At 71.2% G+C, this 25,720-nt stretch carries 12 protein-coding genes; 2 read left to right on the top strand and 10 right to left on the bottom strand.

Annotation, left to right across the window (positions count from 1 at the left end):
• Positions 1-84 precede the first annotated feature (84 nt).
• The gene (locus tag D7V97_RS15145; protein WP_158623367.1) at positions 85-1,974 is read right to left on the bottom strand and encodes an NBR1-Ig-like domain-containing protein; all 1,890 of its coding nucleotides are present in this window, start codon (positions 1,972-1,974) and stop codon (positions 85-87) included.
• A gap of 237 nt (positions 1,975-2,211) precedes the next feature.
• Here D7V97_RS15145 and D7V97_RS15150 point away from each other — a divergent pair, with 237 nt between their 5' ends.
• Positions 2,212-2,538, top strand: coding sequence for a hypothetical protein (locus D7V97_RS15150; protein ID WP_120611347.1), 327 nt, complete (start codon positions 2,212-2,214; stop codon positions 2,536-2,538).
• Between the two features lie 144 nt (positions 2,539-2,682).
• Complete coding sequence (locus D7V97_RS15155; RefSeq protein ID WP_147444815.1) at positions 2,683-3,126, top strand: hypothetical protein; 444 nt, start codon at positions 2,683-2,685, stop codon at positions 3,124-3,126.
• Positions 3,127-4,170: 1,044 nt separating this feature from the next.
• On the opposite strand, the gene D7V97_RS15160 is transcribed toward D7V97_RS15155, so the two are convergent.
• From D7V97_RS15160 to D7V97_RS15200, 9 genes are all read right to left on the bottom strand, one after another.
• Positions 4,171-4,611 carry a serine O-acetyltransferase gene (locus D7V97_RS15160; protein ID WP_120611349.1) on the bottom strand — a complete coding sequence of 147 codons (441 nt, stop codon included), beginning with the start codon at positions 4,609-4,611 and terminating at the stop codon, positions 4,171-4,173.
• Positions 4,593-5,819: a GNAT family N-acetyltransferase gene (locus D7V97_RS15165; protein ID WP_120611350.1), complete on the bottom strand. Its 1,227-nt coding sequence runs from the start codon at positions 5,817-5,819 to the stop codon at positions 4,593-4,595. The genes D7V97_RS15160 and D7V97_RS15165 overlap by 19 nt, the downstream gene beginning before the upstream one ends.
• A 35-nt stretch (positions 5,820-5,854) precedes the next feature.
• Positions 5,855-10,489, bottom strand: a complete 4,635-nt coding sequence (locus tag D7V97_RS15170; protein ID WP_147444816.1) for a hypothetical protein — start codon at positions 10,487-10,489, stop codon at positions 5,855-5,857.
• Positions 10,490-10,541: 52 nt separating this feature from the next.
• A complete protein-coding gene (locus D7V97_RS15175; RefSeq protein WP_147444817.1) occupies positions 10,542-15,545 on the bottom strand; it encodes a hypothetical protein in 5,004 nt (1,667 codons plus the stop codon).
• 6 nt (positions 15,546-15,551) lie between these two features.
• Entirely contained in the window at positions 15,552-16,625 is a 1,074-nt protein-coding gene (locus D7V97_RS15180; RefSeq protein ID WP_120611353.1) for a hypothetical protein, read from the bottom strand.
• Between the two features lie 35 nt (positions 16,626-16,660).
• Positions 16,661-19,309, bottom strand: coding sequence for a hypothetical protein (locus D7V97_RS15185; RefSeq protein ID WP_120611354.1), 2,649 nt, complete (start codon positions 19,307-19,309; stop codon positions 16,661-16,663).
• Entirely contained in the window at positions 19,306-22,491 is a 3,186-nt protein-coding gene (locus tag D7V97_RS15190; RefSeq protein WP_120611355.1) for a poly-gamma-glutamate biosynthesis protein PgsC/CapC, read from the bottom strand. The genes D7V97_RS15185 and D7V97_RS15190 overlap by 4 nt, the downstream gene beginning before the upstream one ends.
• 231 nt (positions 22,492-22,722) lie before the next feature.
• Positions 22,723-23,979 carry a hypothetical protein gene (locus tag D7V97_RS15195; RefSeq protein ID WP_120611356.1) on the bottom strand — a complete coding sequence of 419 codons (1,257 nt, stop codon included), beginning with the start codon at positions 23,977-23,979 and terminating at the stop codon, positions 22,723-22,725.
• Between the two features lie 107 nt (positions 23,980-24,086).
• The coding region (locus tag D7V97_RS15200) for a protease pro-enzyme activation domain-containing protein (protein ID WP_233582831.1) at positions 24,087-25,720 on the bottom strand (1,634 nt) is incomplete at its 5' end.

Raw genomic sequence — 25,720 nt, forward strand, 5'->3', positions numbered from 1 at the left:
GGCGGGGGCAGGGTGGACGCCCTGGAGCCCTCGGCGGTTGGGGCTCCAGGTTCCAGGGGCGCTCCGTGCCCTGTTCTGGCGGGCTCAGGGACAGCCGTGCCAGGGGAAGGCTGTCATCGGCGCTGTATCGCCGTTGCGGTTCACGACCGAGTCCGCCGTGTTGATGTTCAGCGGGGACGTGCTGTGGCTGCCGCAGAGGAAGCTCGCGGAACCGGGGGCTGCGTTGCTCACCGTGTTGCCGTACAGGACCAGGGGCGAGGCCGAGGTGCCCGCGCCGTCGACGTTGATGCCCTGGCGGGCGGAGGCGACGACGTTGCCGTGCACGTCACCGCCAAGGATGGGGGTGGACTGATACCAGGCATGGGGTCCCAGGTTGATGCCGAAGTGGCAGTTGCGGGCGGACGCGCAGTCGATGGTGTTGCCGGTGACGACGGCGCCGGTGAAGTCACCCGAGGTGCCGCCGTTGAAGTTGTCGAGCATCAGGCCGGCGAAGACGACCTGCCCCGGCTGGCTGATGGCGTTGTTCGTGACGACCGCGTACCGCCCGCCGCCCAGGATGAGCGCCACGTCGCTGTTGTCGACGAACGTGTTGCCCGTCACCGTCACCCGGTCTGAGTAGTGGATGGTCAGGCCGTCGGACCACAGGTTGGAGGTGGCGTTCTGGCCGTTCGAGCGGAAGACGCTGTTGATGACGGTGCCGTCGTGGCCGCGGAACTCGAGCGCCGTGCCGCAAAGCGCGTTCTTGCTGACATTGTGGGTGAAGCGGCAGGCGGTGCAGTCGCTCATCCGGGAGTTGAAGCCGGAGTAGTTGTTGCCGCTGGCGCATTGCGAGGCCGCGGGCGTGCCCAGGCGCGCGGCCCGGTTGCCGTCGAGGATCAGGTGGTCGAGGGTCACGTCGTGCGTCGACTGGACGGCGAGGAATCCTCCGACATTGGCGTTGAAGGTCGGCAGCGCCTTGAGCACGGCGCAGGTGACACCGGGCGCCTCGCAGTTGGCGGTCGACCCGGCGAGTCCCTGCGTCCGCAGCGTGAACGGTTTGGTGATCAGCACCTGCGTCGCAATGCCATACGTGCCGGCGGGGATTTCCAGGGTGCCGCCCGAGGGCGTGGCGTTGATGCAGCCCTGGAGCGCCGGCCCCAGGTCGCTCGTTCCGTCCGCGGTGACAGCGACGCCGGGACAGAGGGTGACAGGCGGCTGGGTGACGGAGATCGCCACATTGGGCGACAGCGCGCCGAACCAGATGTAGCCCTCCTGGAGCATCTTCCACTGGAAGTTGTAGGTGCCAGCCGTGGGCGGGGCGGTGATGGCGAAGGTGAAGGTCTTCTGCCCATTCCGGGCAATGGCTTCGCCCGGCGCCAGGTTCACCCGGCCGAAGCCCCAGGTGGCGTTGTCCTGCGGGTTCTGCGCACCGAGGCTGTAGTTGTTCGCGGCCGTCCAGACGTTGGTGCCGGTGTTCAACATCGTCACGGAGACCGACGCCGTCTGGCCCGCGCTGAGAGACGTCGGAACCGACTGCGACACGAATTGGGAGTCATGGGGAATGGGGGCCCTGACCGTGATGGCGACGTTGGTGGAGAGGGCGCCGAACCATGCGATTCCCTCGTGCACCATGCGCCACTGGAAGTTGTAGGTGCCGGCTGAAGCAGGGGCGGTGATGTCGAAGGTGAAGGTCCGGGAGGCACCGGGAGCGACCACCTCGTCTGCATTCATGTACACCCGGGTGGTGCCGAGCCACAGGGTGTTGTCCATGGGGTTGTGGGTGCCGAGCTTGTAGCCGCCGGCCGTGGTCCAGGGCGTGGTGCCATTGTTCTGCATCGTCACCGAGACGGTGCGGACTTCGCCCGTGGTGAGCACGGTCGGGACGCTTTGCGAGACGAAGACGGCACTGTCGGCGGCACGTGCGGATGGGCTTGCGGCCAGACAGAGGAGCAGGGTGGTGGCGAAGACGAGGAACTGGCTTCCGTGTCGAGACATGGGGACCTTTCGGACTGTTTTCGCGGCCTGGGTATAGCATGAATAACCAGTATTTCTGGCTATCCCGCGGAGGGGGCGAAATGCCGTCATGCGCTTCGCTTCCGCGATGCGCCGGACGATCCACAGACCCAGGCCAAACTCTCGGTTATCGACCGGGCAGACATTCGGAGGTAAGGAGGCTCGGTGCTACGGAACTCGCTGACGGTCCCTTCGGATTCCAGGCCCCCGATTCTGGGAATGGATCGTGGCCTTCTTGCCTTCCTGCTCCTGGCCCTGGTCGTCGCCGTGGCGGCTCTGGGGATGGCGTCCAGGCCGTACTGGCTCTTCCTGTCGCGGAGCGATCTGGGCGTGCCCCGCGGGTTCTATTCGTGCGGAGTTCGCGACGAGCCCGGGCGCCGTATCCGGCACTGCGGCATTGGTGTGGATGGCGTCATCCTGATCGAGGTGCGGTTCGTGGATGGCACCGTTCGCCGCTCATGGTTCGCCGAGGGCCGGATCGAGTGCATCCGCGAGGTCATTGAGCCTGACGGGGTGAAGCGGGTTCAGCAGCTGTGCCTCCGGTAGCAATGGTAGGTTGGAGGGATGCGAACCCATCTTCCCGCAGCCCCGCGGAGAGGTGCCGTCCTCATGGGGATGGCATGTCTCACCATGGGCTGCGCAGGGAAACAGGCGGCGTCAGGCCGCCCCTTGATTCCGCCTGTGCTGTCCATGGAGGAAGTCCGCTACGACGGCTTCTGGGTGTCGGGGCGCATCCTCCTGGAGGGACGCAGTGACACCTTTGTCGACCGACGGCTCAACGAGCAAACCATTTCGCTGACGAATGTTCGGAGTTGCGACAGCGATGCCAAGTTGTCCTTTGCTCAGGTCGACTACTACTGGCAGGAGCGCAAGCCTTCCGACCTGCTCATGCTCAAGCAGCATGAGTACTTCGGAAAGACAGATCGATTCATGCTCTTTGTAGAGGAAGTGGATCCACAGGGAGGGCCTGATTGTATCCGATTCTCGTTGCACTGGGCGCTTCCCGCAGAGGAGGGTGAGGTGCCAAAGAACTGGGTGAGTACCTTTGAAGGCAAGGCTGTGCGTACACCTGCGCCGGGTGACTCCGCGCCGACGAACACTCCCTCATCCCTGCCTGGCATTGAGGGGACTTGATGTATGAGCGGGACTGGTGGATCGTCTTGGGTGGCGTAGCGGTCTTTGTGGCCGGCGTCTTCTGGGGGCGGATGGGGAGTTACAGTGTGTATCGGACTGAGACAGTGATAGTCGTGGAGGGCTCATCTCGTGCGGGAGGCTGTAAGGGATATATGAACCGGGGAACAGTCTTCCTGGGGAGCGTCCGTGAGAACATCGACGGTGCCTACAAAATCGTGTGTGGGGACCGAACGCGGCTTTCTGACGAGTCGCAGGTCGTTTGCAGTTGTCCTTGAATCCTTGCTGCGCTCCCAGGGGTCATCGTGGTCACGCATCGCCGAGGCGTTCAGACAGGTCTGGCAATGTCAGGAAGCGAGACGAAGAAATGATGCCAAGACTCAAAACGATTGAGGACCGATTGCCGAGGACTGGTGGGGCTGCGTGACGTCAACCGGGGAGGAGCGGACAATGCGGCGCTGCGGTGCTCTGTGAATGTTCGAGGAGCGGTTCGACGATCAGGGGCAAGTGATCGAGAAGCTCAGGAGCGATGGACGGTATGGGGGCAATGGTCAGCCAAAGCAGCCGCAGCAGGCTCAGAATGGTTCGGTACGGCCTGCTCATCGGCCTCTCGTCCGCGCTAACGTGGCTCTTCACCGGAAGCCAAGGGGGCTGCGAGTCAGATCAGGACTGCGAGGGCCCTGACCGGTACTGCATGGGGTGGCAGGCGGGCATGGAGCCCACTGCGCGTCCCTGGTGGGCAAGGTTCAAGCGCTATCGCAGTTGCGAGACGCTGTGTGGTGCGTTTCCCGAGTGTTCGCCAGGGTTCTCCTGCCTTGAGTCCTCTCATGGCGAGCCAAGCATCTGCGTCGATGTCTCGCGGCGTCGGTAGCTCCTGCGAGCTGGCTTCGCTTGGGCGAACGGGTGTTCGTGCGAAGGTGGATACTGGGGTCGCTCCTCGTCCGGATTCGGGGGCGTTAGGTAGTCCAGCTGCGCCCTCGCCTTGAGCAGGTCAGCGGACCCTTGATTGGCGCCGTCCCACGCCGCTGACGAGGAAGTGGGCGGCGCTCACGTCCCTGTCGTCGGCAGGCGCTTCAGCTCCCGGGCCGGAACGCCTGCCACCACGGCCCCGGGGGCCACGTCCTCCGTGACGAGCGCGTTGGCTCCAATCTTCGCGCCATCACCAATCATCACCGGGCCCTGCACCTGGGCTCCCACCCCGATGAAGACGTCGCGCCCCACGCGGGGTACTCCCGCCACTCCGGGGGTTCCTTCCAGGCTCACGTTCTGGGAGATGAAGCTGTTCTCCCCAATTTCCACCCCCGGCGCGATGATGACGCCGATGCCTCCGTAGCCCAGCTCCACGCTGGGGTGCAGCGCGGCCTTCGTGTCCACATGGCTGTTGTGCATGCGGTCCCCTACCGCAGCCACCACGTTCGCGAGCCGCGGTACTCGCAGCTCCTGGAGCCGCTTCGCGGCCCGGTAGAAACTCAGCGCCGTCGGACCCATCTGCCCACCATCCTTTTCGCCACGGGTGCCCAACGGAACTTCGAGCGCTGCAGCGTCTTCCCCACCAGCGTATCCCGGTAGATGAACAGCCAGTGGTGCTGCCGCACCTCCTGGGTCCACTCCCGCTTGTAGGGCGCGTCGTCCCCCAGCAGGTCCAGCTCCTTCAACCCCCGCTCGATGCAGTCCTGGACCAGGTTCTCCGTCAACAGATGGCCCGGACTCACCTCGCTCAAGGCTTCGTCATAGCCGGGCTTCATCGCCAGATAGCGGCCCCCGTACTCCAGGCCGTACTGGAACGCGATGGGCCGGGAGTCCAGACGCAGGAAATACAATCCCAGCCATCCGCTTCGGGCCGCCACTGTCGCCAGCGATGTGTAGAAACCCCTCCGGTGCTCCGCCTGTGCGATGGCCGTGCCCTGTTCGGCCTTCCAGCCGCTCCGCTCCAGCGCGAACGCTTCCTCCAGTCTGTCTTTGAGCCCCTCCGGCCCGGACACGCGCTCCACCTCCACGCGGCCCTTCTCCTCCAACCTCCGGCGCCTCCTTCGCAGCGGCTTCGCGTTGCTCCGGCCCTTCTTCCACGCCTCCACCGTCGGCGGCAGCACCAGGTAGGGCGACCTCGCGCTCGGCCACGCGCCCCAGGGCATCCCCGCTCCCTTGGCCGCGTTCACCAGCTCCCACGCCGCTCCTCCTTCCGGCACGTCCGACAGCCGGAGCACGTCCCAGCGCCGGTCCGCCAGCAGATGCGAGAGGAAGGCCACCGCGGCCCGCTTCGGGTCTTCCGCCAACAGGTCGAAGCGGCACGAGTGCTTGTTCGTCAGCGACACCAGCTGCCGCACCGGCACGCCGTACTGGTGGCCCTGCTCCTCCTTCAATCCCAGCACCGCCACCAGTCCGCCCGTGTCATCCCTGGCCGTCAGGACTCGCAGCGGTGAACCGGGGGCGAAGTGCTCCAGCCAGCAGCGCACGAACTCGTGCCGGTAGAAGACCTGGTCGTCTACGCGCATCACCAGCGCGTTCCACTCCGCCGCGAGCGCGTCGAAGGCCGCCAGGTCTCGCACCACCTCCACCCGCAGGGGCTCTGTGCGCTCCCCGGGCCTGCGCGTCGCCCCTCCAAAGAAAGGCGCCGCTCCCACCGCGCTGTCGCGGGGACGGGACGGGGACGGGGCGAGCTCCCCGAGCGCCGCGTCCGTGATGGGACTCTCCTCCATGAACTTGTCTCCTCGGGTCTCGCGCTCGGGAGGACTCAGGACAGCGGCTCGCCTGCGTCATCGACTGACGCTTCGGACCCCGGGACCTCCGGCCCCTGCGGCTTCACCGGGCCTTCTCGCCGGAACACCGGCCCTTCGACCTTGGCCACCGCGTTCGTGTCCGAGGACACGTGGCGCACCGGCACCGTCACGACCACGCCGGGACGCTCCAGCGTCTTCGTGAACACCGCCTGCGTCGGCTGCGGGCCCTCCTCCAGGGGCACGGGCACCTCCACCGGTGCCGGGGTGAGCTGCTTCGGCGGCTGCTTCTTGAGACCCCGGAAGAGCCAGCCGCCCTTCTGGCGCTCGTACAGCTTGCGCGTCTCCACGGCCGCCCTCGCGTGCGACACGCGGCCCGTCTCCAGGTCCTCCAGCAGCATCTCGCTCAACCTGCGGCGCGTGACGCTGTCCAGGTAGTCGAACACCTTCTCCAGCTTGCGCACCACCGCCTGCGTCGCGCCGCCCGCCGCCGTGTGCGTCAGCGCCGACAGCTTCAACTCGTGCCGTGCCGTCGCGCGCTCCGCCAGCTTGCGCAGCCGGTCCGCTTCGTCCGGCGAGCCGGCCTTCTCCACGAGCCCCGGCAACACCGTGCGCGCCAGGCCCGCGTCCACGAAGCCCGAGTCGTCGAACGTCTCCAGCGACTCCAGCGCCCGCCGCCGCGCCTCCACTGACGTGCCCTCCAGCGCCTTGAGCGCCGTCGTCACCCGGTCCAACGCCATCCAGCGGTACACCCAGTCCAGACCCGTGCCCTTGATGTTCTGCGCACCCATGATGCTCACCTGGAGCCCGGGCGCCACCGCGCGGGCACAGGCGTCCACCACCTGGTCGCCCGTCGCCTGCGGATCCGACACCGGCACCACCTGCTCCAGGAACATCGCCCGGTAGGCCTCGTGGAACTTCGCGTGGAACGCCTTCACCCGTCCCGCTGCGTCTCCCGTTGCCCCTAGGGGCAGCAGCTGCTTCAGCCGCGCGTGCACCGCCATGCGCGCCAGCAGGTACAGCGCGTGCTCGCGCACCTCGTCCTTCGTCGCCGGCGTCAGCACCTCCGGCAGCGACTGCGGCTTCGCTCGCGAAACGGGCGCCAGCGCCTCATCGATGAGCGGACCCACCTCGCGCTCCAGCGCGCGGCGCACCTTCTCCACGGCCACGTCGTCGTCCGCGCCGTCCAGCGCCTTCGTCACCGCCGCGGTCAGCCCCACCGTGGGCTGCACCGTCAGGCCCGCGCCCGCCGCGTACCGCTCCAGGCGGTCCAGGAACGTCTGCGCCGTGGGACGCGGCACCTTCAGCCGCGCCAGCTCCTTCGCGAGCCGCACTTCCGCCCGGCCTTCGCCCTCGGCGGTGGACAGCTCCTCCGCCGCGACCACTTCCGTGCTCAAGAGGTAGCGATCCACCGCGTCGCGCACGTACTTCCGCAGACCCTCCAGGTTCGTGCCGATGAGCACGTGCCGATCCGCGGGCGCGTCCTCCACCATGATGCGCGCGAAGACCTCCGAGCGCGACACGCGGTCCCAGCGGTTGTTGATGACCGTGATGACCGCGCGCTCCGGGTTCGCCTCCGGGTCCACGTCCCCCAGGCCCGTGCGGGTCCAGTTGTTCATGAAGCCCGTGCGCTCGTTCGCCGAGTGCCCGTTGATGAACGTGAGCAGACGCCCGCGCACCCTCGCCTGCGGGAAGACCTTCAGCACGCCGATTTCGGGCTGCACGTGCTCGGCCATCAGCGCCAGCGCATACGGACGGGACACGCCCAGTTGCTCCGCCAGCGTCGCCACCAGCGCCATGTTGCGCGGGTGTTCGCGGTAGGGGAACAGCGCGAGCAGCTCCTCCGGAATCAGCTCCGCCTCCCACCACGCGCTGTGCAGCAGCGTCGTGTCCTTCTCCTTCGCCGCGCTCTTGAACAGCGGCAGGAAGTGGTCCTCCGTCGTCACCACCTTGCCGCCCCTGGGCATGAAGTTGGTGATGACCGACGCCACGTCCATGCCCGCGGGACCCTGGATGTCCTCATGGTCCGGATAGGCATTGGTCAGCGTGGCGAAGTCGTCCTTCATCCAGTCGTTCTGGAGCAGCTCGACGAAGTTCGGCTGCAACGCCATGCACTCCCAGAGAAACACCTCCGTGCCCAGGCGCGCGCCCAGCTCCACCATGTCCTTCTGCTCCCAGATGGTGGCCTTGTCGTAGGGGCGGAAGATGAAGAACTCGGACGGCCCGGCGCCCGGGGCACTGTGCACGAACATCGCCTCCGAGCCCGTCGTCTTCGCGAACACCTCGAAGCCCATGCCGGAGAAGAGCGCCGCCTTCAGGCGCTCCGTGCCGGACTTGCCGCGCGTGCCCCATCCGCCAATGCACAGCGGAATCTGCGCTCGCGCCTTGCGCACGTTCTGGCGCTTCACGTACGTGTCGCCCAGGAACACGGAGAAGAGCGCCGCCGTGAAGATGCCCAGCGCGGCGATGCCGTTGCCGCCCATGCCCAGGAAGTAGCCCTCGTTCTCCAGGATGCGCTCGGTGAGCAGCGCCAGGAACCCGCTCTGCAATCCCATCAGCGCGGGCGTGTGCAGGGTGGTGGGCTTCGTCACCGTCTCCGGCGCGTCTTGAAACAACGTCGCGAGCGGCGCGGGGACCTGCTTGTTCTGCCCGTACGGGGAGAAGCGCACCTGGACGCCCAGGTCGCGCTCCACCTGCTCCACGAAGCGGCGGCGCTCGCGCGGCTCCTCGCCGCTCAGCGAGTTGAGCCGCAGCGTGGCCAGCCGGCGGTAGTCCTTCGTCACCTTGAGGCGGTTCGCCAGACGGCGCAGGCGCGACGCGGGCGGCACCAGCACCGTCTCGCCGTGGCTGCTGAACAGGTGCACCTTGCCGTCCTTCGACAGGGGCAGGTCCAGCAGGTCATCCACGGTGGGCAGGTGGCGGCCCCAGCTGCCCTGGCTCGCCACGTGGACTCGCTCGCCGGGGACCAGCGTCTCCGTGATCTCATCCAGGTGTCCGGGGTGCGCTCGCAGCGTGCCCGACAGCGTGCGCCCGGTGGTGTGCAGGAAGGCCTGGCGCTTGTTCGGCGCGGGCCGGCCCAGCTCGTGCCACATGCGCCACAGGCGCCGCTGCTGCCGGTCGCCGTGCCACAGGGTGAGCGTCTTCTGCGTGCGCTCCGCGTAGAGGCCGTGCCCGTCCTGCGACAGGTCCGCGAGGATGGCGCCCAGCCACGCCGGGCCCTCCGGCATCGCCGGCAGGTTCTCCGGAGGCGGTTCAATCGTCAGGCGCGTGCGGCCACCCGGCTTGAGCTTCGACACGCGGCCGGCCAGGTACGCCGTCCACGCCTGGCGCACCGGGTCCTTCACCCGCCGCAGCACCTGCGCCGACGCGGACGCGGCCTCCACCACCGGCCCGCTGGCGTCCGGCTGCGTGGCCAGCGTCTCCACCGCGTCCAGCAGCGCCGCGTGCGCGGGACCCAGCCCCGCGGCCCCCAGCGCCTCCGCCAGCGCGGCGGCCCGTTCACACGACACGCGCAGCACGAGCGGCGAGGTGTCCCGGCCCAGCACGTCCACCAGCACCTGGAGGGCAGGGCCCTTCACCTTCGGCGTCGCGAGCGCGGCCTCCACCGCGGCCAGCACGGCGGCGGTGCGCACGCGCGGGCTGGGCTCCGACGTCATCTGGCCCGCCGCGTCCTTCGCGATGGCCGGCACCCGCTCCAGCCCCGCCAGCCCGCGCAAGAGCGGCTGTCCATCCGGACGGGAGGCCACGAGCGCGCACAGGCCCATGCGGACGTACTCGCTCGGGTCGTGGTGCGCGACCTCGGCGAGCAGCGGCATCCGGTACTCTTCCGACAGCAGCGGCGCGCACTGCTCCAGCACCTGCCGGCGGAAGAGGAAGTCCTTCTCCGACGGGTTTGGGGTGCGCATGCGCTGACGCAGGAGCGACAGGCCCGTCAGCGCGTCCACGATGAGCAGCGCGTGCAGGGCCTCCGCCTGGAAGAAGGGGCTCACGTCCTCCTGGCCCGCGAGGCTCGTCAGCGTGGGGCCCACCTCGGGCAGCGAGGTGGCGACGCCCGGCACCGCCTGCGCCAGCTGCCGGAAGGCCTCCAGCGCGGCGAAGCGGTTCTGTGCTCGGGGCGCGTCCACGGCGCGGTCCAACAGCTGTCGCGCGAGCGGGATGGCGGACGGCTGGAGCTCCTGCGCCGTCGTCATGACCAACACGCCCGTGAGGGCCCGGAGCGCCGTCTCCTCTTCCACCAGCAGCTTGTGGCGGCGCTTCTCCTGCCGCTCTCGCAGCGCGTCGAAGCCCATCCACCGGTCCAGGGCGCGCAGGTCCTCCTTGCGCTCCTTGCGGTCCTTCACCGTGGCCTTGAGGTGGGCCACCAACACTTCGCGCCGCGCGTCGTCGTCCGCGGCCTCGTTGTGCTGGCGGGTGAACTGGACGAGCTCCGCGTTGACCGCGGCGAGCTCCGTCTCCAGCGCCTCCAGGGCCACGCCCAGCCAGGGGGCCAGGCCCTCCACCCCGGCGGGGCGGGGGCACGTCTCCACCAACCGCTGGGCCAGGGCCCCGGCCGAGGCATGACGCACCCGGCGGTGCAGGGGGGGCAGGGCTTCCAGCAGAAGGGTTTCGAGCTGATCCGTGGACAGGTGCATGTCGCGGCCAGAGCTATTCATTGCCGGCCAGACCTGCCCAGTCCCCCCGGGCACGCGTTCGGATCAGGACAGGTCATGGCTGGAAACGTCCTTCATCGAGCAGCTCCTCGAACTCCTCCTCGGTCGGCGTGACGTCCTGCAACCCACGTCCGCCGGTCCAGTCCCACCGTGCTCCGAGTGAAAAGAGGTTCTGCGTTCCGTACGGGCCGGACAGGAACACGCGGTCCTCGGCGTAGAGCATCAGCCGGCTGCCGTTGCGCCCCATCCACAGGTTCCAGTCCACGCGGCCGGAGACGCGGTGGCGCAGGTAGGCCGTGGCGCGGTGGTCGTCCTGGAATCGCTGGGACATGCCGTAGCCCAGCTCCGCGCGGGTGCCCTGGAGCTTGCCTCCCAGGAGGGCGGCCCAGCTCGCGTAGCCGCCCGCGTTGTCCACCGTGTAGAGGTTGGCGTTGCTCGTGGCGGACATGCCCAGCGTGCCCACATGGTCCTGGAACGGCTGCCAGTGCAGGGACAGCCGGGGCGCGAGGCGCTGCGGGTGGTCCTTGCCGTAGAGCCAGTAGACGTTCTGGTCGTACCGGGAGGCGTCCACCTCACCGCCGCCCTGCATGGACTCCAGCGTCAGGCCCAGGCCGGGGATGAGGCCCAGGTCGGGCGACAGCCGCACGAAGCGATCCGCGGACACGCGGCCCCGGGCGCTCCAGCGCATCGCGCCGTCGAGGGTCTGCGTGAACACGGCGCCCTGCACGGCCAGGCGCAGGTCCAGCGGGAGCTGCGTCAGGTAGAACGCCGCGGTGCCACCCAGCACGGCGGACTGGCCCAGCGGGTAGCGGGCCTCGGGCGTGAAGCGCAGCCAGGCGCGGCCCGGAGAGAGTTCGCGGCGCAGCGACAGTCGCAGCTCCATGCCCGTCTGGAGCGGGCGGTTGAGCAGCTCGCCCTCCTCCACGTCCTCGCTGCGGAAGCCCAGCTCCGCGGACAGCATGCCCAGGCCGTGGGGCTGCGCCTCGGGCGCCATGCCTTCGGGCAACAGCGACAGGCCAGGCGGCAGCGCGGGCCAGGGTAGGGGCTCCAGGCCCGTGGTGCCCTGGGCCCACGTCGGGGTCGCGAGCGCGCTCGGATCCGCGACGACACCCAGTTGCACCTGTACCAGGGCTTCACCCGCGGGCGACTCCAGACTCACGCGGTGCGGACCGCGCGAGGGGAGCAGCAGCCACGTCTCACCCGCGCGGCCCAGGGGCTGGGATGCGCCCTTGAGGCCAGGGTCGGCGTCCCCGGGCAGGCCCAGGTGCATCAGCGGTCCGTCCTCCGCGCTGGAGCCTCCCGTGCCGTCACCGGACGGGAGCGGGGTGCTGCGCAGGAGCAGCTCGCGGCCCTGGCCAGGCGCGAGCGCGTAGGCCCGCACCCGCAGGGCCGTGGGGCCCAGCACCGTCATCACCACCGGCGAGCCCGGACGGCTGCGCAGGAGCGACAGGGGCTGCGGCGCCACCAGCACGCGCGCGTTGGCGGTGCCTTCCTCGGAGTCCACGAAGCGCACGAGGCCGGTCTGCTGCGTGTCCGCCCGGGCCAGCGTCACCTCCACCTGGTGCCGGCCGGGGACGTCCAGGCGCGTGCCCAGCACGGCCGTCTCGCCCTCGTTCACCTTCAGCTCCCGCACCACGCGGCCGTCGACTCGCAGCGCGAAGGCGCAGGTGCCGGCGGTGTCCACGCCGGGCCTGGGCGTCGTTCCGCACAGCACCTCCGCGCCCAGGGGACGGGGCTGCTTCACCACGAGGCTCATCACGCGCGAGGCGCCCGCGGGCAGGAGCTTCGACTCGGACAGCTTCCACGGCGGGGCGAGCAGCGCCTTGCGAACCGCCTGCGCCACGTCCTCGTCGTCCGTGCCGGCCTCCGACGTGGCCTCCAGCGAGCCCGCTGCTTCCTCCGCGTCACGCAGCCGCTCCCAGCGCGTCCAGCGGCCCGCCGTGAAGCGCATGCGCCGCACGTCCGGATGATCCGCCCACGCCTGGAGCTGGCCCGCCAGCGCCGCACCCAGGGGCGCGCCGCCGTCCTTCCACGCCTGGGGCGAGTCCTGCAGCCGCTCCACCATCGCGAGCGCCTCCAGCCCCACCTGCGGCAGGCCCGTCTCGCGGTACAGCGCCGCCATCGCCAGCGCGCCCGCCGCGTCCTCGCCCGAGGCCGCCAGCAACCTCGCACGCAGGTAGCGACCCGCGACGCTCTTGTCGCCCGACACCGCCGCGAGCGCCTCTTGCACGTGGCCCTCGCGCACCTGGGCGCTGGAGGCCGACAGCTTCGCGTCGCCCGTGTCCGGCAGCGCCGCGTAGGCCGGCGACACCAGCGTGGGCTGCGTGATGGCCTGCGTGAAGCGCACCGTGCGCACCGACGTCTGCGACAGCCGGTCCATCAGCGCGAGCAGGCGCTTCTGCTGCTCCGGCGTCAGCTTCGTCTGCGCATCCAGCAGGCGGCCCACGTCCGCGCGGGCGAAGCCGTCCTCCTGGAGTGACGAGAGCAGCTCCGCGCGCGTCAGGCGCGGCTCCGCGTCACCGGGCGTCGTGCGCAGCGTGCGCGAGAGCGCCTGGAGCGCTTCGTAGGACGTGCCGGCCTGCTGCGGTGCAGGCGCGGGGGCCTGCGCGGGCGCGGCCACTTCGGCGCGGCGCACCGAGAGGGAGACGACGAGCGAGGCCTTCGGATCCTCGGGCTCGAACCAGACTTCACGCGCCTGCGCCGGCAGCGTCACCACCGCGGAGACGGGCGCGGAGGATGTGCCCCGTGCGCCTTCCAGCGCGAGGTGGCGCGGGCTCGCTTCGGAGGGCATCAGCACCAGCCGGCGCGCGTGGCCCACGTCCGTGAACATCCGCACGACGAGGGGCTTGCCCGCCGCCGCGTTCACCGGACGCAGCTGCACGCGCACGGGCGAGGGCAGCTTCGCGTCCGGCACGCGGAAGCGCACCGGCTTGGAGGCCACCTTCACCGGCCACTGCGTGCGCACGTAGCCCACTTCCGCAGGCGTGCCCTGGGACTGCGCGGGCGCGAGCGAGAGGAAGGCCCGCGTGCCCTCGGCACCGTCGAGCTTGAGCGCGTGCTCACCTGGCGGCAGCGCGATCTCCACCGGCTCGACCGACGACAGCGGCAGCAGTGGGAACGCGTTGCCGCCGACGTGCAGCACCGGGTTCTTCTTCGCGCCCGGCGGCGTCATCACGTAGGCGCGCAGCAGGGTGGGGGCCTCGGCGAGGCCGGTGGCCTGGACGCGCGTGGTGCCTCCGAGGGCGAGCGGCCACATCGCGCTGCCCGCCATGGAGGCGTCGGCCTCCACGCCCTGGATGTCCAACCACTGCGACGGCTTCACCTCGGGTGCATCACCTGCCGACTCCTGCGGCGCGGGCGTCACCTGCGACCAGCGGCTCGCGCGCCACCACGCGGTGCGGTAGCGGCGGCGGATGTCCTCCGACAGCGGCTCCGCGCGCCAGGCCAGTTCCAGCGCCGCCAGCTCGCGGCTGCGCAGCGGATCTCCCAGCGGCAGGCGGGCCACCAGCTCCGACGCCTCGGCCGTGAGGAAGCCCGCTTCCGGCAGCGCGGGCGCGGTGCCCAGCAGCGCGTGCGCGGCGTCCGTCTTGCCATCGTCCAGGAGCAGCTTCGCGGTGCGCAGACGCAGGTGCCACGCGAGCGGCGAGGCGTCCGTGCCCTTCAGCGCTTCCACCGCCGCATCCGTGTCCCGGTCTCCGACAGCGGCGAGCGTGCGCAGCATTGGCGACAGGCCCTCCGGGTTGATCTTCCCGTACGTGCCGCGCGCCAGCTCCGGCATCAGCGCGACCAGCCGCTGGCGCAGCAGCAGCGCGCGAGGCGACGGGTCCGCCTTCACCTGCTCCCACGCCTTCTCCGCCAGCTCCGTCCAGTGCGTCTGGTGCGACAGCGCCTCGCCCAACGTGGGACGCCGCGTGGCCAGGCGCGCGCGCAACATCAGCGGGCCACCCTTCCAGCTCACGCGGTAGTTGTGCTTGCCCGGAGCGAGCGCCACGCGCAGCTCCTCCGCGATGCCCACGCGCTCGCCCGACGCGAGCACCCGCGCGGTGCGCCCGTCCGGCAACGCAGCGCCCTCGGGGGCCTCCGCCCATGCGGGCTGTGGGGTGAGCTTCGCCTGCGCGAGCGTCGCGCCCACGCCGTACACCTCCACCGTCGGCGCCTCGGCCTCCGGTCCGGCGCCCAGCACCGCGCGCGCTTCCAGCGACAGCACGCCCGGGCCTTCCAATTCCAGCGCCCAGACGTTGCCCTTCTCCTCCGGGCGGTACCAGGGCGCGTCCATGCCCTCCAGCGCCACTTCAGCGCCCGCGGGATGCGGACGCGCCACGCGCACGGCCTGACCCCACAGCGGCGACACCAGCGCCCACTCGCGCAGGACCTCCGCCTTGCGCCACGCGTGCACCGCTTCGCGCAGCTTCGAATCTTGCGGCTCACCGGCCACGAGCTCCGCTTCGAGCGCCGCGACGATGTCCAACCGGGCGCGCGTGCCCGCGTCGAACGCGAGCGCGGGGCGCGGCCCCTGGCCGTCCACCCACTTGAGGAGCGCGTCCCGCATCCGCTCCTCGGTCTTCACCGTGGAGGTGGGCATGGGGTGCTCCACCGTGATGCGCGCGTCCTTCGTCGCCGTCACCCACCAGATGCTGCCGGCGCCCATGGGCTCCGCCAGGTACCAGCGGCCCGGACGCTCCGACACGCCTTCCTCTTCCACGCGCAGGTCAGGGGACTCCTTGCCCTCGGCCAGCGGCACACGGGTGAAGCGCAGGGCCCCGGCGGGGCCGGACACGCGCACCACGTCGAGCGGGCCCAGCCACAGCGCGGCGCCCTTCTTGGCGGAGATCTCCAGGCTGCCCGTGGCCTGGGGCGTGCCGTCGGGCACGTAGGGCGCATGGCCCCGGACGTCCTCCAATGCCACGGGGCCCCGGACGGCTCTAGGCTGCCACGCCATGCCCTCCTCGCGGCGGGCGATGACGGACGGCTGCGGAACCGCGGGCTGCGCGATGACGGGTAGCGCAGCCAGCGCTCCCACGAGCAGGGTGAAACGGGCGCGGCGTCGAACGGGAAACATCGGCGCTCAGTCCTCCAAGGGTGCGAACAGAATCTGGGCCAGCCGCTGCAATCGCGCCGGACGGGCCAGCGCTTTGCGCGTACGGGATGACATTTCGAGGTGCAGGAAGCGGGCGCCGGGGTAGTTCTGGAGCAGCCGGGCCTGGGCGTTCTGCGTACCGCCCAACACCTGCGCCCCTTCCGGGAACAGCTTCACGCCCGGTCCCAGCGCCTCCTCCAGCGGTGCAACCACTTGCCGCGCCCACGCTCCGGGCGTGCGCGAGCCGTCACTCACCACCGCCGCGAGCGTGTCGCTGCGGCCCTTTTGAATCTTCGACTCGCCGAAGCCGTGCAGCTGCACCACGTGCGGCGCGGACAGCGAGCGCGCGGCCAGGTCCGTCACGGTCTGGAAGAGATGATCCGGGTTGTGCGCCACGTCCGCCGGGTGCTCCGGATCCTCGGGCGTCTCGCCGGGCGTGCCGTGATAGCGGTGCGCGGTGGCCGTCATGAACAGGCGCGGCGCGCGACCCTCCGGCGGGCAGGAGAACACGGCCGAGCCGATGTCCTCCGTGCCGATGTCGAAGTAGGGGTGCGGCACCTGCACCACGTCGTCGGTGGCCTCGCCCGTGCGCACCACGTACGCGCCCGCGCCGTGGTAGCGGTCCGGCCGCTCGCGCAGCACCCAGAAGGTGTCGCGCGGCGTCGTCCACGTCTCCAGGAGGAAGCCCACCGACGCGGCCACCTCCGTCAGCTCCGGCGGCACGGTCTTCTGCTTCGGCGCCGCCGCCAGCAGCGCGGGGATGAGCCGAGCGAAGGCCGCGCGCTCCTCCAGCGTGGTGGGCTGGAACGTCACGGCGTCCACGGGGGGCCACAGCCCGGAGAAGCGCGCATCCACCCGGCACCGCGCGTTCGAGGGCAGGCTCACGGTCGGATCCTCCTGGGGCACCTGCTCGCGCGGCGTCTTCGTCTTCGGCACGGGCTGCTTCGCGGGCCGCGCCGTGGCCTTCGCGTGCAGGCCGGCCTGGGGCTCCTCGGTGGACGGGGCCTGCTGGGCGTGGGCGCTGGTGGACCATCCCAGCGCCGACACGACCCCCGCGGCCACGAACGGGCGCCACGACCCGGTCCTCCGGGCGGACTTCACAGCGTGTCCTCGGGCTGCCAGCCACCCCGGTTCCACTCGCGCGGGGCGGTGTTCTCCAGCGACTGACCGAAGACGAAGAAGCGCGCCCACAGCGGCTCCGGGCCTACCGCCTGGATGCGCACGGTGTGCAGGCCCGGCGCGATGTCCTCGCCCAGCGTCACCGGCACGGTGCGCGCGTACCAGCGCACGCCCGGACGGCCCGCCGGCATGGCCGGCTCACGCGTGGAGGCCGGCAGCAGCACCGTGCGCTCGGCGCGGGTGACGTGCGGCACCAGCACGCTGGCGCGGCGCACGGGGTTGCCACCGTCGATGGTGACGGACAGCCGGGGCTCCGCGGAGCCCTCCGCGACCGGCGTGTAGACGACGACGTTGAGTGTGACGGCGCCCGGGCCCGTCTTGCGCACCGGCACGCGCAGGCCGCTTGAGCCCACCGGGTACACCGTGCGCGAGCGCAGGCCGCTGCCCGCCGCGGGCGGCCGGTTGAGCATCGCCGTCAGGCCGGGCGCGGACGAGCGCAGCAGCACCTCGTGCTCACCGGGCGGCAGGGGCGGCAGCAACTCACGCGAGCGGGTGGAGCGCACGGTGAAGCGGTGCAGCGGCTCGCCGTCGAGCAGCACCTCCACCTCGTTGCCCAGCGCCGCCGCGTCCTTCAGCGACAGGCGCACCTCCGGACGGGTGGGCGTGCGCGCGTCGAACTGCGCCCGCACCGCGCGGCCCGGCTCCAGGAGGGTGGACAGCGCGCGCACCACGTCCGCGCTGTCCGCCTCCGCCGACTCCAACACCTCCACCACGGAGGGCGTCCCGTACGGGCGCACCACCACCGCGTCGCCCGAGGGGCGCAGCGTTTCTTCCTCCGGACCCACGGGCTCCAGGCGCACCTGGCTGAGCAGCTCCATGCGGGCGCCGCCCTGCATCAGCGCGTCCAGGTTGGCCGGACGCATGGGGTGCCACGAGCGTTGATCCAGGGGCGCGTTGCGCCAGCGCACGCCGGTGAGCGCCGTCTGCGTATAGGGCGCCACGGCCGTGAGCGGCTGCGTGCCGGCCAGGAAGCTGTAGAGCTGCACGATGGTGGTGCGCGGCGCCTCCACGCGCAGCTTGCGCGCACCCGCCGGGAGGAAGAGCCGCGCGCTCGCCACCTGCGACACCCAGGCGGGCAGGTCCGTCACCTCGCCCGTGGTCCCGGTGCCCGCGTCCTTCGTCGCCATCGCCGTGGCCGTCGTCACGGGGCTGCACGGCAGCGCGCCGCCCGGCAGCGGAACGAGGTCCGCGCTCTCGAAGGGGGCGGGCTCCGCCATGGCGTCCAGCGCGGCCTGACCCAGCGGCTGCCCCTGCGCGTCCAGCACCGTGAGGCTCAGGCGCAGCGGTTCACGCGTGGGCGCGCGGTCGAGCGAGCGCGCGTCGATGCGCACCAGCCGCCCGGACGCGTCCATCCGCGGATCCAACTCCAGCTCCAGCACGGGGCACGAGGGCCCGGTGGCGAACGCCTCCGTGCGGCGCGTGTCCGGCAAGAAGGCCACACGGCCCTCCGCCGCGGCGCCCGGCACGGCGGGGCGCGAACCGGCGGGCAGGAGCCAGGACTCGAAGGGTCCCTCCACCGTGTAGCGCAGGTCCTCCTTGCCGTCGTTGCGCACCGTCACGGTGTGCACGCCCGCGGGCAGCTCCAACGAATGCGACATGGGCGAGCCCGCGACGGGGCCCGGCAGCTCCAGCGTGTGCGTGAGGCCGTCCGACGACAGCGTCTGCACCGTGACGGGGCCGTGCGGCTGCGGGTGCATGTCCGTCGCGTCGCTCCACAGCCACAGCACGGGCTTCGCGGGCCCGGTGACGTTGAGGGCCACCGCGCGACCGGCGCCCAGCCGCTCCTGCACGGACTCGGTGGCCTCCACCAGCGGCAGCCGGAACGCGGTGCGGTAGACAGGTTCAATCTGGTAGTCGGTGCCCGCCTCGCCCTCCGCGTTGAGGCGCTCCCAGTGCTCCTCCGCGAGCCAGCGGCGCGTCTCCGGGGACAGCTTCTCGAAGGGCTCGAAGGTGGCGCGGCCGGCGCGCACCTCCGCGCGGGCCTGCGCCAGCTTCTGCGACGCGAGCAGCGGCAGCGTGCGGTGCGCGCGGACATACACGCGAGCGAGCAGCGTGCCGTGCGCGCCCGCGGGCCGCAGGTACAGCACGGAGTGGCCCGAGCGCTCCTTGGGCAGGCGCAGCACGAACTCGCGCTCGTCCGTCACCTGGAAGCTGGCGTGGGTGGTGAAGGCGCTCTCCTCCAGGAACGTTCCGTCCTCCTGCGGCTGGCCCTTGCTCTGGCGCGTGCGCGTGAAGATGGAGCGCTCCAGCAGGATGCCCTCTGGCGCGCGGAGGATGGCCTGCAGGCCGTACTGGTACTGCTTCTCCGGCGCGTAAGGCGTGCCGTCGGGCAACAGCTCGTGCGTGACGACGAGCAGCTCCTCCGCCTCGATGGGGACGCGGACGCGCATCTCCTTGCCCGGCTCCAGGCGGTAGAAGATGAGGCGCTCGGCGTTGATGAACTTCGCGTCGCGGCGCGCGGTGGGAGTGTCGGTGTTGCCCAGCACGGCGAGGCTCGCGCCCCAGACGAGCGCGAGGCCCGCCACCAGGCCGAGGAGCGCCAGCAGGGCGCGGCTCTTGGTCTTCATCGACGGGCCTCTTCGCGGGAGACTTCCCCGGTCAACACCACCGGGCGGCGGTGGCGCAGCGCCACGTCCACCGCGCTCGCGAGCTCCGCGTCACCCGCGGTCAGCTCCGCGCGCTGAAGCGGCGACGGGTGCTGCTGAAGGAAATAGACGGCCCGCAGCACCTGCCGGCCCTGCCGCGCCTCCACGAGGAGGAAGGGCAGGCCGTGGTTGGCGCTGAAGCCGGACTTCACCTGCTGCGTCACGGGGCCCACGCGCTTCGCCTGGGACAGCGCGCGCAGGTCGTGCACGTTCTGCTGCGCGAGGTAGCGCTCCGCGCTCGCGGTGAGCTGCGCGAAGTGCTCCTTCAACACCGGCGACACCGGCTGCGAGGGCGCCACCAGCCGGTCCGCCAGCAGCGCGCGCTCGGGAGACTCGCGCGGCTCCTCGGGCGTGAGGCCCGTGAGCGCCAGTTCCTCGGTCGCGAGCCGGGGGCCCACGAAGGCGCCGCGCAGCGGTTCGGACAGCCACAGCGTCGCGAGCTTCGCCCCGCCGAAGGTGCGCGAGAACACCTGCTGCGGGCTCGCGTCATTGAGCCCCGCGAGCTCCGGCGAGCCGTCGTGGTAGCGCACGCGCTTGCCCAGCCAGCCCAGCGGGCCCGCCTGCGACAACAGCCGCTCCAGCTCCGCCGGCCGCTGCGCCGGGGTGAGCACCGGGCTGCCCACGTCCACCAGCACATCCGCGTCCGCGGAGGGCCGGCCGGAGAAGCCGCGCAGGTGCAGCACCTGGCCCTGCTCCTTCGGCAGCGCGCGGTGCACCGCCTGGTGGAAGGCCTGGAACGCGGTGCGCAGCTCACCAAAGGTCGCCGGGTTCGGCGCGTCGGCGGAAGAGGTTGCGAACACCAGCGCGGTGGCGCCAGCCTCGTGCCACAGCTCCGCGGCCACGGGCAGCGTGCCCGCCTCGCGCGCCGGAGCAGGCACCTCCAGCGCGAGCGGCGAGCCGCCCGGACGCGCCAGCAGCCCCGCGCCCAACCGGCCCGGTGTGCCTTCCGCGTCCGTCACCCACCAGCAGTCCTTCGCGCCAGCGCAGTCCGTCACCGGATGCACGCGCAGGCCCAGCAGGCCCGCCATGGCGCCCGCCCAGCGAGCGCGCAATTCCGCGGGCACGTCCGCCGTCCCGCCTCCGAGCAGCGGCGTCGCCACCTGCTGCTCCAGCACCAGCAGCTCCGCGTCCGAAGGCTGCACCGTCGGCGTGCGCGCCCCCTCCGTCGTCACCATCAGGGTGCCCAGCGCGTCGCGCTCCGTCATCGGCGCGGCCAGGGCCGGCGCACGGGCGAGCACCAGCGTGGCCAGGTCCGTGGGATGCGCGCGCAGCACGCTCAGCCGCGCCTCGCCCCAGGTGTCACCGGGCTCCGGCGGCGCTTCGGCCGTCACCTTCGCGTCCGGCCACAGCGAGGCCAGCGACTCCGGCGCCTTGCCGTTCACCGTGTGCAGCACCACCTGCCCCGGCTTCAGGGACGCGTCCACGCGCACCTGCACCCGCTCCCGCGAGGACAGCGCGTCGTGGGCCTGGCGCAGCGGCGTCTCCGACTGCGACAGCGCGTCACCCAGCACCAGCCCGGCGCGGTGTGAGTCCACGCCGCTCACGATGATGGCGCGGCAGTGCACGCGCTCGCACAGCAGCGCGGCGGCCTCGGCGCTCGGCGCTTCGGTCAGGGGACGCGGCACTTCGAGCACCGGCCCCTTCGCGCCGGGCACCAGCAGCGACGTGTCCCAGCCCGCCTTGCCCTCGCCGTCCGCGCGCTCCACCAGCGCGAAGCGCGGCGGTGCACCTTCCTCCGCCGGCAGCTCCCGCAGCTCCAGCCCCAGCGTCACGGCCTGCGTGCGCAGCGCCGTCATCCCTTCGGTGTGGCCCGTCTCCAGCCACGCATCCAGCTGGTGCCACAGCCCGTTGTACGTGCGCAGGTCGCCATGCTTCAGCCGCAGCGACACGCCGCCCGCGTCGCTCTCCCGCGCGGTGGCGCGGCCCATGGCCATCAGGCCCAGCGGCGTGCGGTCCAGGCCCAGCCCGGGCACCTGTTCACGCGGCGCCTGCGCGGTGAGCGCGGTGGCCGGACGCGGTTCGATGAGCGACAGGCCGAAGCCCGCGAGGCTGCCGATGAGGAAGCCCGCCAGCGACGTGTGCAGCGTGGCCAGCAGCACGCGCGCCACCACCTGCTTCTGGAGAATCTTGACGGCGAGCAGCGTGGGCACGAGGTAGCCGAAGCCGAAGAGGTCCGTCACCTTGAGGCCCGGGATGCGGGCGCCCATGGCCCAGCCGATGGTCCACTTCACGAGGAAGCCCAGGCAGAAGACGAGCACCGTCTTGCGAGGGCCCTCCAGGTTGAGCGTGCGCAGCCCCGGCACCGACAGCACCGCCTTCGCGGCGAGCACCAGCAGCAGCACCTCCGCCAGCGTGGCGACGAGCTTGAGGGGCTCCAGCCACGTGAGCGCGAGCAGCGCGGGCACGAGGATGCCGTTGAAGTCCCAGCCGTACTTGAGGTTGAAGCGCGCGGCGAGGAACGCCGTCGTCAGCAGGATGATGTAGGCCTTGGGGCTGGACAGGAAGTCCTGCGCCACGTCCTCGTACATCAGCTCCAGGCTGCTGAAGGACAGGTTGGTGCCCGGCAGCAGCACGAAGCGCAGGAGCAGATATGTGAGCACCACCGGCACGCCCACCTGCCACAGCCCGCGCCGGATTTTGAGCTTCCAGAACGCGTTCGCCGTGAGCGGCACCAGCACGAGGCCGATGCTGTGGAGGCTGCGGTCCACGATGAAGGACGTGCCCCAGCGATCATCCATCCACCGGCCGAAGACGGGCAGCAGCCACGTCTCGCTCACCGCGCGCACGAGCACGCTCGCCAGCACGATGGAGAAGAAGCGGTCGCGGCCGAAGAACTCGCTCCAGGCCCCCGTGCGGCTCAGTCCGCTGGAGAGCGCCAGCGCGAGTCCGTACGTGAGCAACGATTCGGCCACCACCGTGCACCCGGCCTCCGGGTGGATGACGAACACCGAGGCCAGGTAGCCAGGGACGACAAGGCCCACGAACACCCACCCCAGCGTCTCCGTGAGGAGCGCGAGGATGAGCACGCCGACGAGCACCGCCACGAGAATGGAGGTGTCGAGGGAGTAGGCAGGGAAGAGTGTCAGGGTCGAAAAGAGCGCCATGGTGGCTGCGCTCGAATCTAGGGAGACTCCTTCACCCGACCAGGGTTGCCCCTCTCAGGGCCTGAGAAGCGTCGCCTGCCCAACCGATGATCCGGACCGGGAGTCGTTGCGACTGCCCAGGTCCGGACACTGGGATGGGACCCACTGGCAGGCCCTCGAGGGCACTTGCCTCGGGGCTTCACCCCGGGGGGCAGGACAGCGCACCCCCGGTGCGGGGCCCGGTGTGTCGGCTTACGGACAGGGATCCTGCGCGGCCACGGCCTGGCAGCCGAGCCCTGAACCGGTGAGCGAGCAGGGGACCGTGTCCGCCAGCGCCTGGATCACCGCCTTGGAGGACGCGCCGGTGCCGCGCAGCGTGTCGGACTGCTCCAGGTGGAGGAAGCGATCCGACGCGGCGGCGGCCTCCGTGAAGCACGCGTCCGCGGCGCCGTTGTCGATGCGGCCCTGCACGTTGCTCGTGCCGCACAGGTCGCGGTGCTTGCCGGCGTCGTCAGGCGCGTTGCAGGAGAAGGCCTTCCGCGCGCCCACCAGGTGGGTGTTGAGCGCATCGCGCAGGCGCACGGAGAGGGACTCGGGGCGCGGCACGCCGGTGCCGTCGCTCACCACGGCGGCCTCGGGGCCGTCGCCCGCGTCCATGCCGTGCACGCTGACCGCGATGCCGTCCGGGTACGTGTCCCGCAGCGCGCGGTGGGCGGCGGTGAAGAAGTTGTTGCCGTAGTGCGCGGCGTCGGAGATGCGCAGGCCCTTCGTGCCGCACACGGTGGTGGTGCCGCTGCACGGGCTGGTGGCGACCACAGCGCACCGGTTGCTGCCGGTGAGCAGCAGCGCGCGAGCGCCCAGCGTCACCAGCTGTTCGGCCGTCTGGCGCAGCGTGCCCTCATCCGAGTCCGCGTGCGGCGCCTCCAGCCACAGGTTGCGCGCGGGCGACAGGTTCACGATGAAGGTGCCTCCGCCCCGGCCCAGCAGGCCTGCCTCGCGCACCACCAGCCACGCGTTGCCGTTGGTGTTGCGGAAGGTGGCGACGCCGTAGCCCAGCGCGCCCAGGTCCTGCACCACCTGCGGCGTGGGGCCCTGGGTGAGCAGCGCGCGGAACGTGCCCTCGAACGCGGTGAGCTCCGTGCCGCCCGGCTCCTTGAAGCCGCCGCTGTTGGGCGCGGTGATGGACGCACCCAGGAGCCACGTCGTCAGGTTCCCCTGGAGGGTGGCCAGGGCGCTGAGCGGTGCGCACACGCTCGTGGAGGGAGCAGGCGCGGTGACGACGGGCGTCCCGGTCGGCGCTTCCCCGGTCGTGGGCGTGGATCCCGTCGGCGTCGGGCTCACGTCTCCTGAAGGAGCCGAGGGCGCCGTGGGCGCCTGGACGACGCTTCCGGGTGACTGGGAATCCGGTGCCTCCGACACGGCGTCAATCGGACCGGCGACGGCGCTGCTGCAGGCGGCTGCGAGCAGCAGGAGGCAGAGGAGGGGCGTGCGCAGGGGGGACTGGGACATGGTCCCGTCCCGAACACCATGCCCTGTGCACGCATTCTCAAGTCGTCAATCCCGGATGACAGCCGGGGAAGGGCCCGCATGCCTGTCCGCCTTCGGATGCCTCCTTGCTAGGGCAGGGTGCGGAGGAGCCCGTCCGCGTTGGGGGCGCCCCAGCCGGTGGGGATGTCCCAGCCCGGTCCGGCTTCGTACTGACGGTCGGTGACGCCGACGGTGATGTCGCGGAAGGTGCCCTGCACGTTGGGCAGCGTGTAGAGCTGCGAGTTGAGCCAGCCCACCGGCGGCTTCTCCACCTCGGAGCGAGCGCCATTCACCACCGCGACGAGTCCCGCGAAGATGGGCGACGCGAAGGACGTGCCGGTGTTGGGCGTGGTGACGCCCAGCCACGTGTACCAGTAGCCGCTGTCCGCGTTGAGCGCGACGTCCACCACCGCGCGCTTGGCGGGCAGCGGGACGATGCCCTTCTGCCACTCCGGCGTGGTGAAGGAGCGGCTGATGCCGGAGCCGGAGTAGAACCAGGCCGTCTCGCCCGTGACGGTCATGCCGTTCATCTTCAGCTGCGTACCGCCCACGGCGGTGACGAAGGGGCTGGAGCCCGGCGTGTCCACGCCCGCGGAGTCGCCGCTCGCCGCCGCGACGGTGATGCCCAGCGCGGCGGCCATCATCCCGGAGGCGCTGTACTGCTCGTGGACCGCGCGCGGTTCGGAGTCCTCGCGGTGCGCGAAGGACGTGGTGATGACGGACACCTCGCCCCGGGCGATGGCCTCGTTGAAGGTGAAGAGCATGGACGTGTTGCGCGCGTCCGGGCCCATGTAGACGATGACCTCCGACTTCGGCGCCATCGCCGCGGCCCACTCGATGTCGAGCGTCCCCTCGCGGTAGCGCGTGACGGGCGCCTCCATCGTCTGGACGACCTTGGGGTCCGCGCGCTCGATGTCGAACATCTTCCAGAACGCGCGCACGTCCTTCCACCGGAAGCCCGCGCCAATCACCACGCCCAGCTTCGTGCCCTGGCCGCGGTGGCCCTGGTTGTAGAGCGTGTCCACGCCGTACGCGCGCGCCACCTGCTGCGGGGTGAGGCCCTCGTTGATGGGGTCCGGCTTGTCGGTGGACGGCTGGCCGAACTCGCCCGGCTGCTCCCCCGTGGCCGCCGGCAGGTCCAACGCGACGATGGCGTGCACGCGCTCCTTCACGAACGTGGGGGCCTTGATGGGTTCGGTGAGGCCGTAGACGTCGTGCGGATCATTGCCGCCCTGGGGCGACTTGCGCTCCAGGATGCGCAGCTTCACGCCGAAGGCCTTGTTGAACTGGCCCACCGTGCCCACGAACTGCACGAGCAGCCGGTTGGACGCGACGCGAGGCACCTGGAGGCCCTCGGACTTCATCCAGTCCGTGACGAGGGTGATGTCCTTCTCCAGCGGCGCGTGCTTCGCGTTCCACTCCGCGGGCGTCATGTACTTGCGGAAGCCCGCGTGGCCCGGCTTGTAGAGGTCCTGGATGCGCTGCTCCAGCGCGGCCTGGTCGCGGATGGGGAACGACACGAGCCCGCGGATGAGGTCGTTCTCCGGCGCCTCGCCCTTGTCGGTGTAGACGCCGGGCAGCGGTCCCGGGACACCGTCCGTCGTGGGGATGGGCGTGGGGTCCAACACCTCGGCGTCCGGATCCGGCGGCGGCGGATCCACCACCTCCGGCTTGGGCGGCGGCTTGCCGGGCGGCGGCTGGGTGGTCTCGGAGTCGGGAAGGG

The organism is Corallococcus sp. CA053C, assembly GCF_003611675.1.
GTDB lineage: Bacteria > Myxococcota > Myxococcia > Myxococcales > Myxococcaceae > Corallococcus.

Coding starts and splice junctions, on each gene's coding strand:
- D7V97_RS15160 (WP_120611349.1), bottom strand. CDS start 4,611: ATGGGTCCGACGGCGCTGAGTTTCTACCGGGCCGCGAAGCGGCTCCAG.
- D7V97_RS15170 (WP_147444816.1), bottom strand. CDS start 10,489: ATGAATAGCTCTGGCCGCGACATGCACCTGTCCACGGATCAGCTCGAA.
- D7V97_RS15150 (WP_120611347.1), top strand. CDS start 2,212: ATGGATCGTGGCCTTCTTGCCTTCCTGCTCCTGGCCCTGGTCGTCGCC.
- D7V97_RS15185 (WP_120611354.1), bottom strand. CDS start 19,309: ATGAAGACCAAGAGCCGCGCCCTGCTGGCGCTCCTCGGCCTGGTGGCG.
- D7V97_RS15175 (WP_147444817.1), bottom strand. CDS start 15,545: ATGTTTCCCGTTCGACGCCGCGCCCGTTTCACCCTGCTCGTGGGAGCG.
- D7V97_RS15145 (WP_158623367.1), bottom strand. CDS start 1,974: ATGTCTCGACACGGAAGCCAGTTCCTCGTCTTCGCCACCACCCTGCTC.
- D7V97_RS15190 (WP_120611355.1), bottom strand. CDS start 22,491: ATGGCGCTCTTTTCGACCCTGACACTCTTCCCTGCCTACTCCCTCGAC.
- D7V97_RS15155 (WP_147444815.1), top strand. CDS start 2,683: ATGGAGGAAGTCCGCTACGACGGCTTCTGGGTGTCGGGGCGCATCCTC.
- D7V97_RS15195 (WP_120611356.1), bottom strand. CDS start 23,979: ATGTCCCAGTCCCCCCTGCGCACGCCCCTCCTCTGCCTCCTGCTGCTC.
- D7V97_RS15165 (WP_120611350.1), bottom strand. CDS start 5,819: ATGGAGGAGAGTCCCATCACGGACGCGGCGCTCGGGGAGCTCGCCCCG.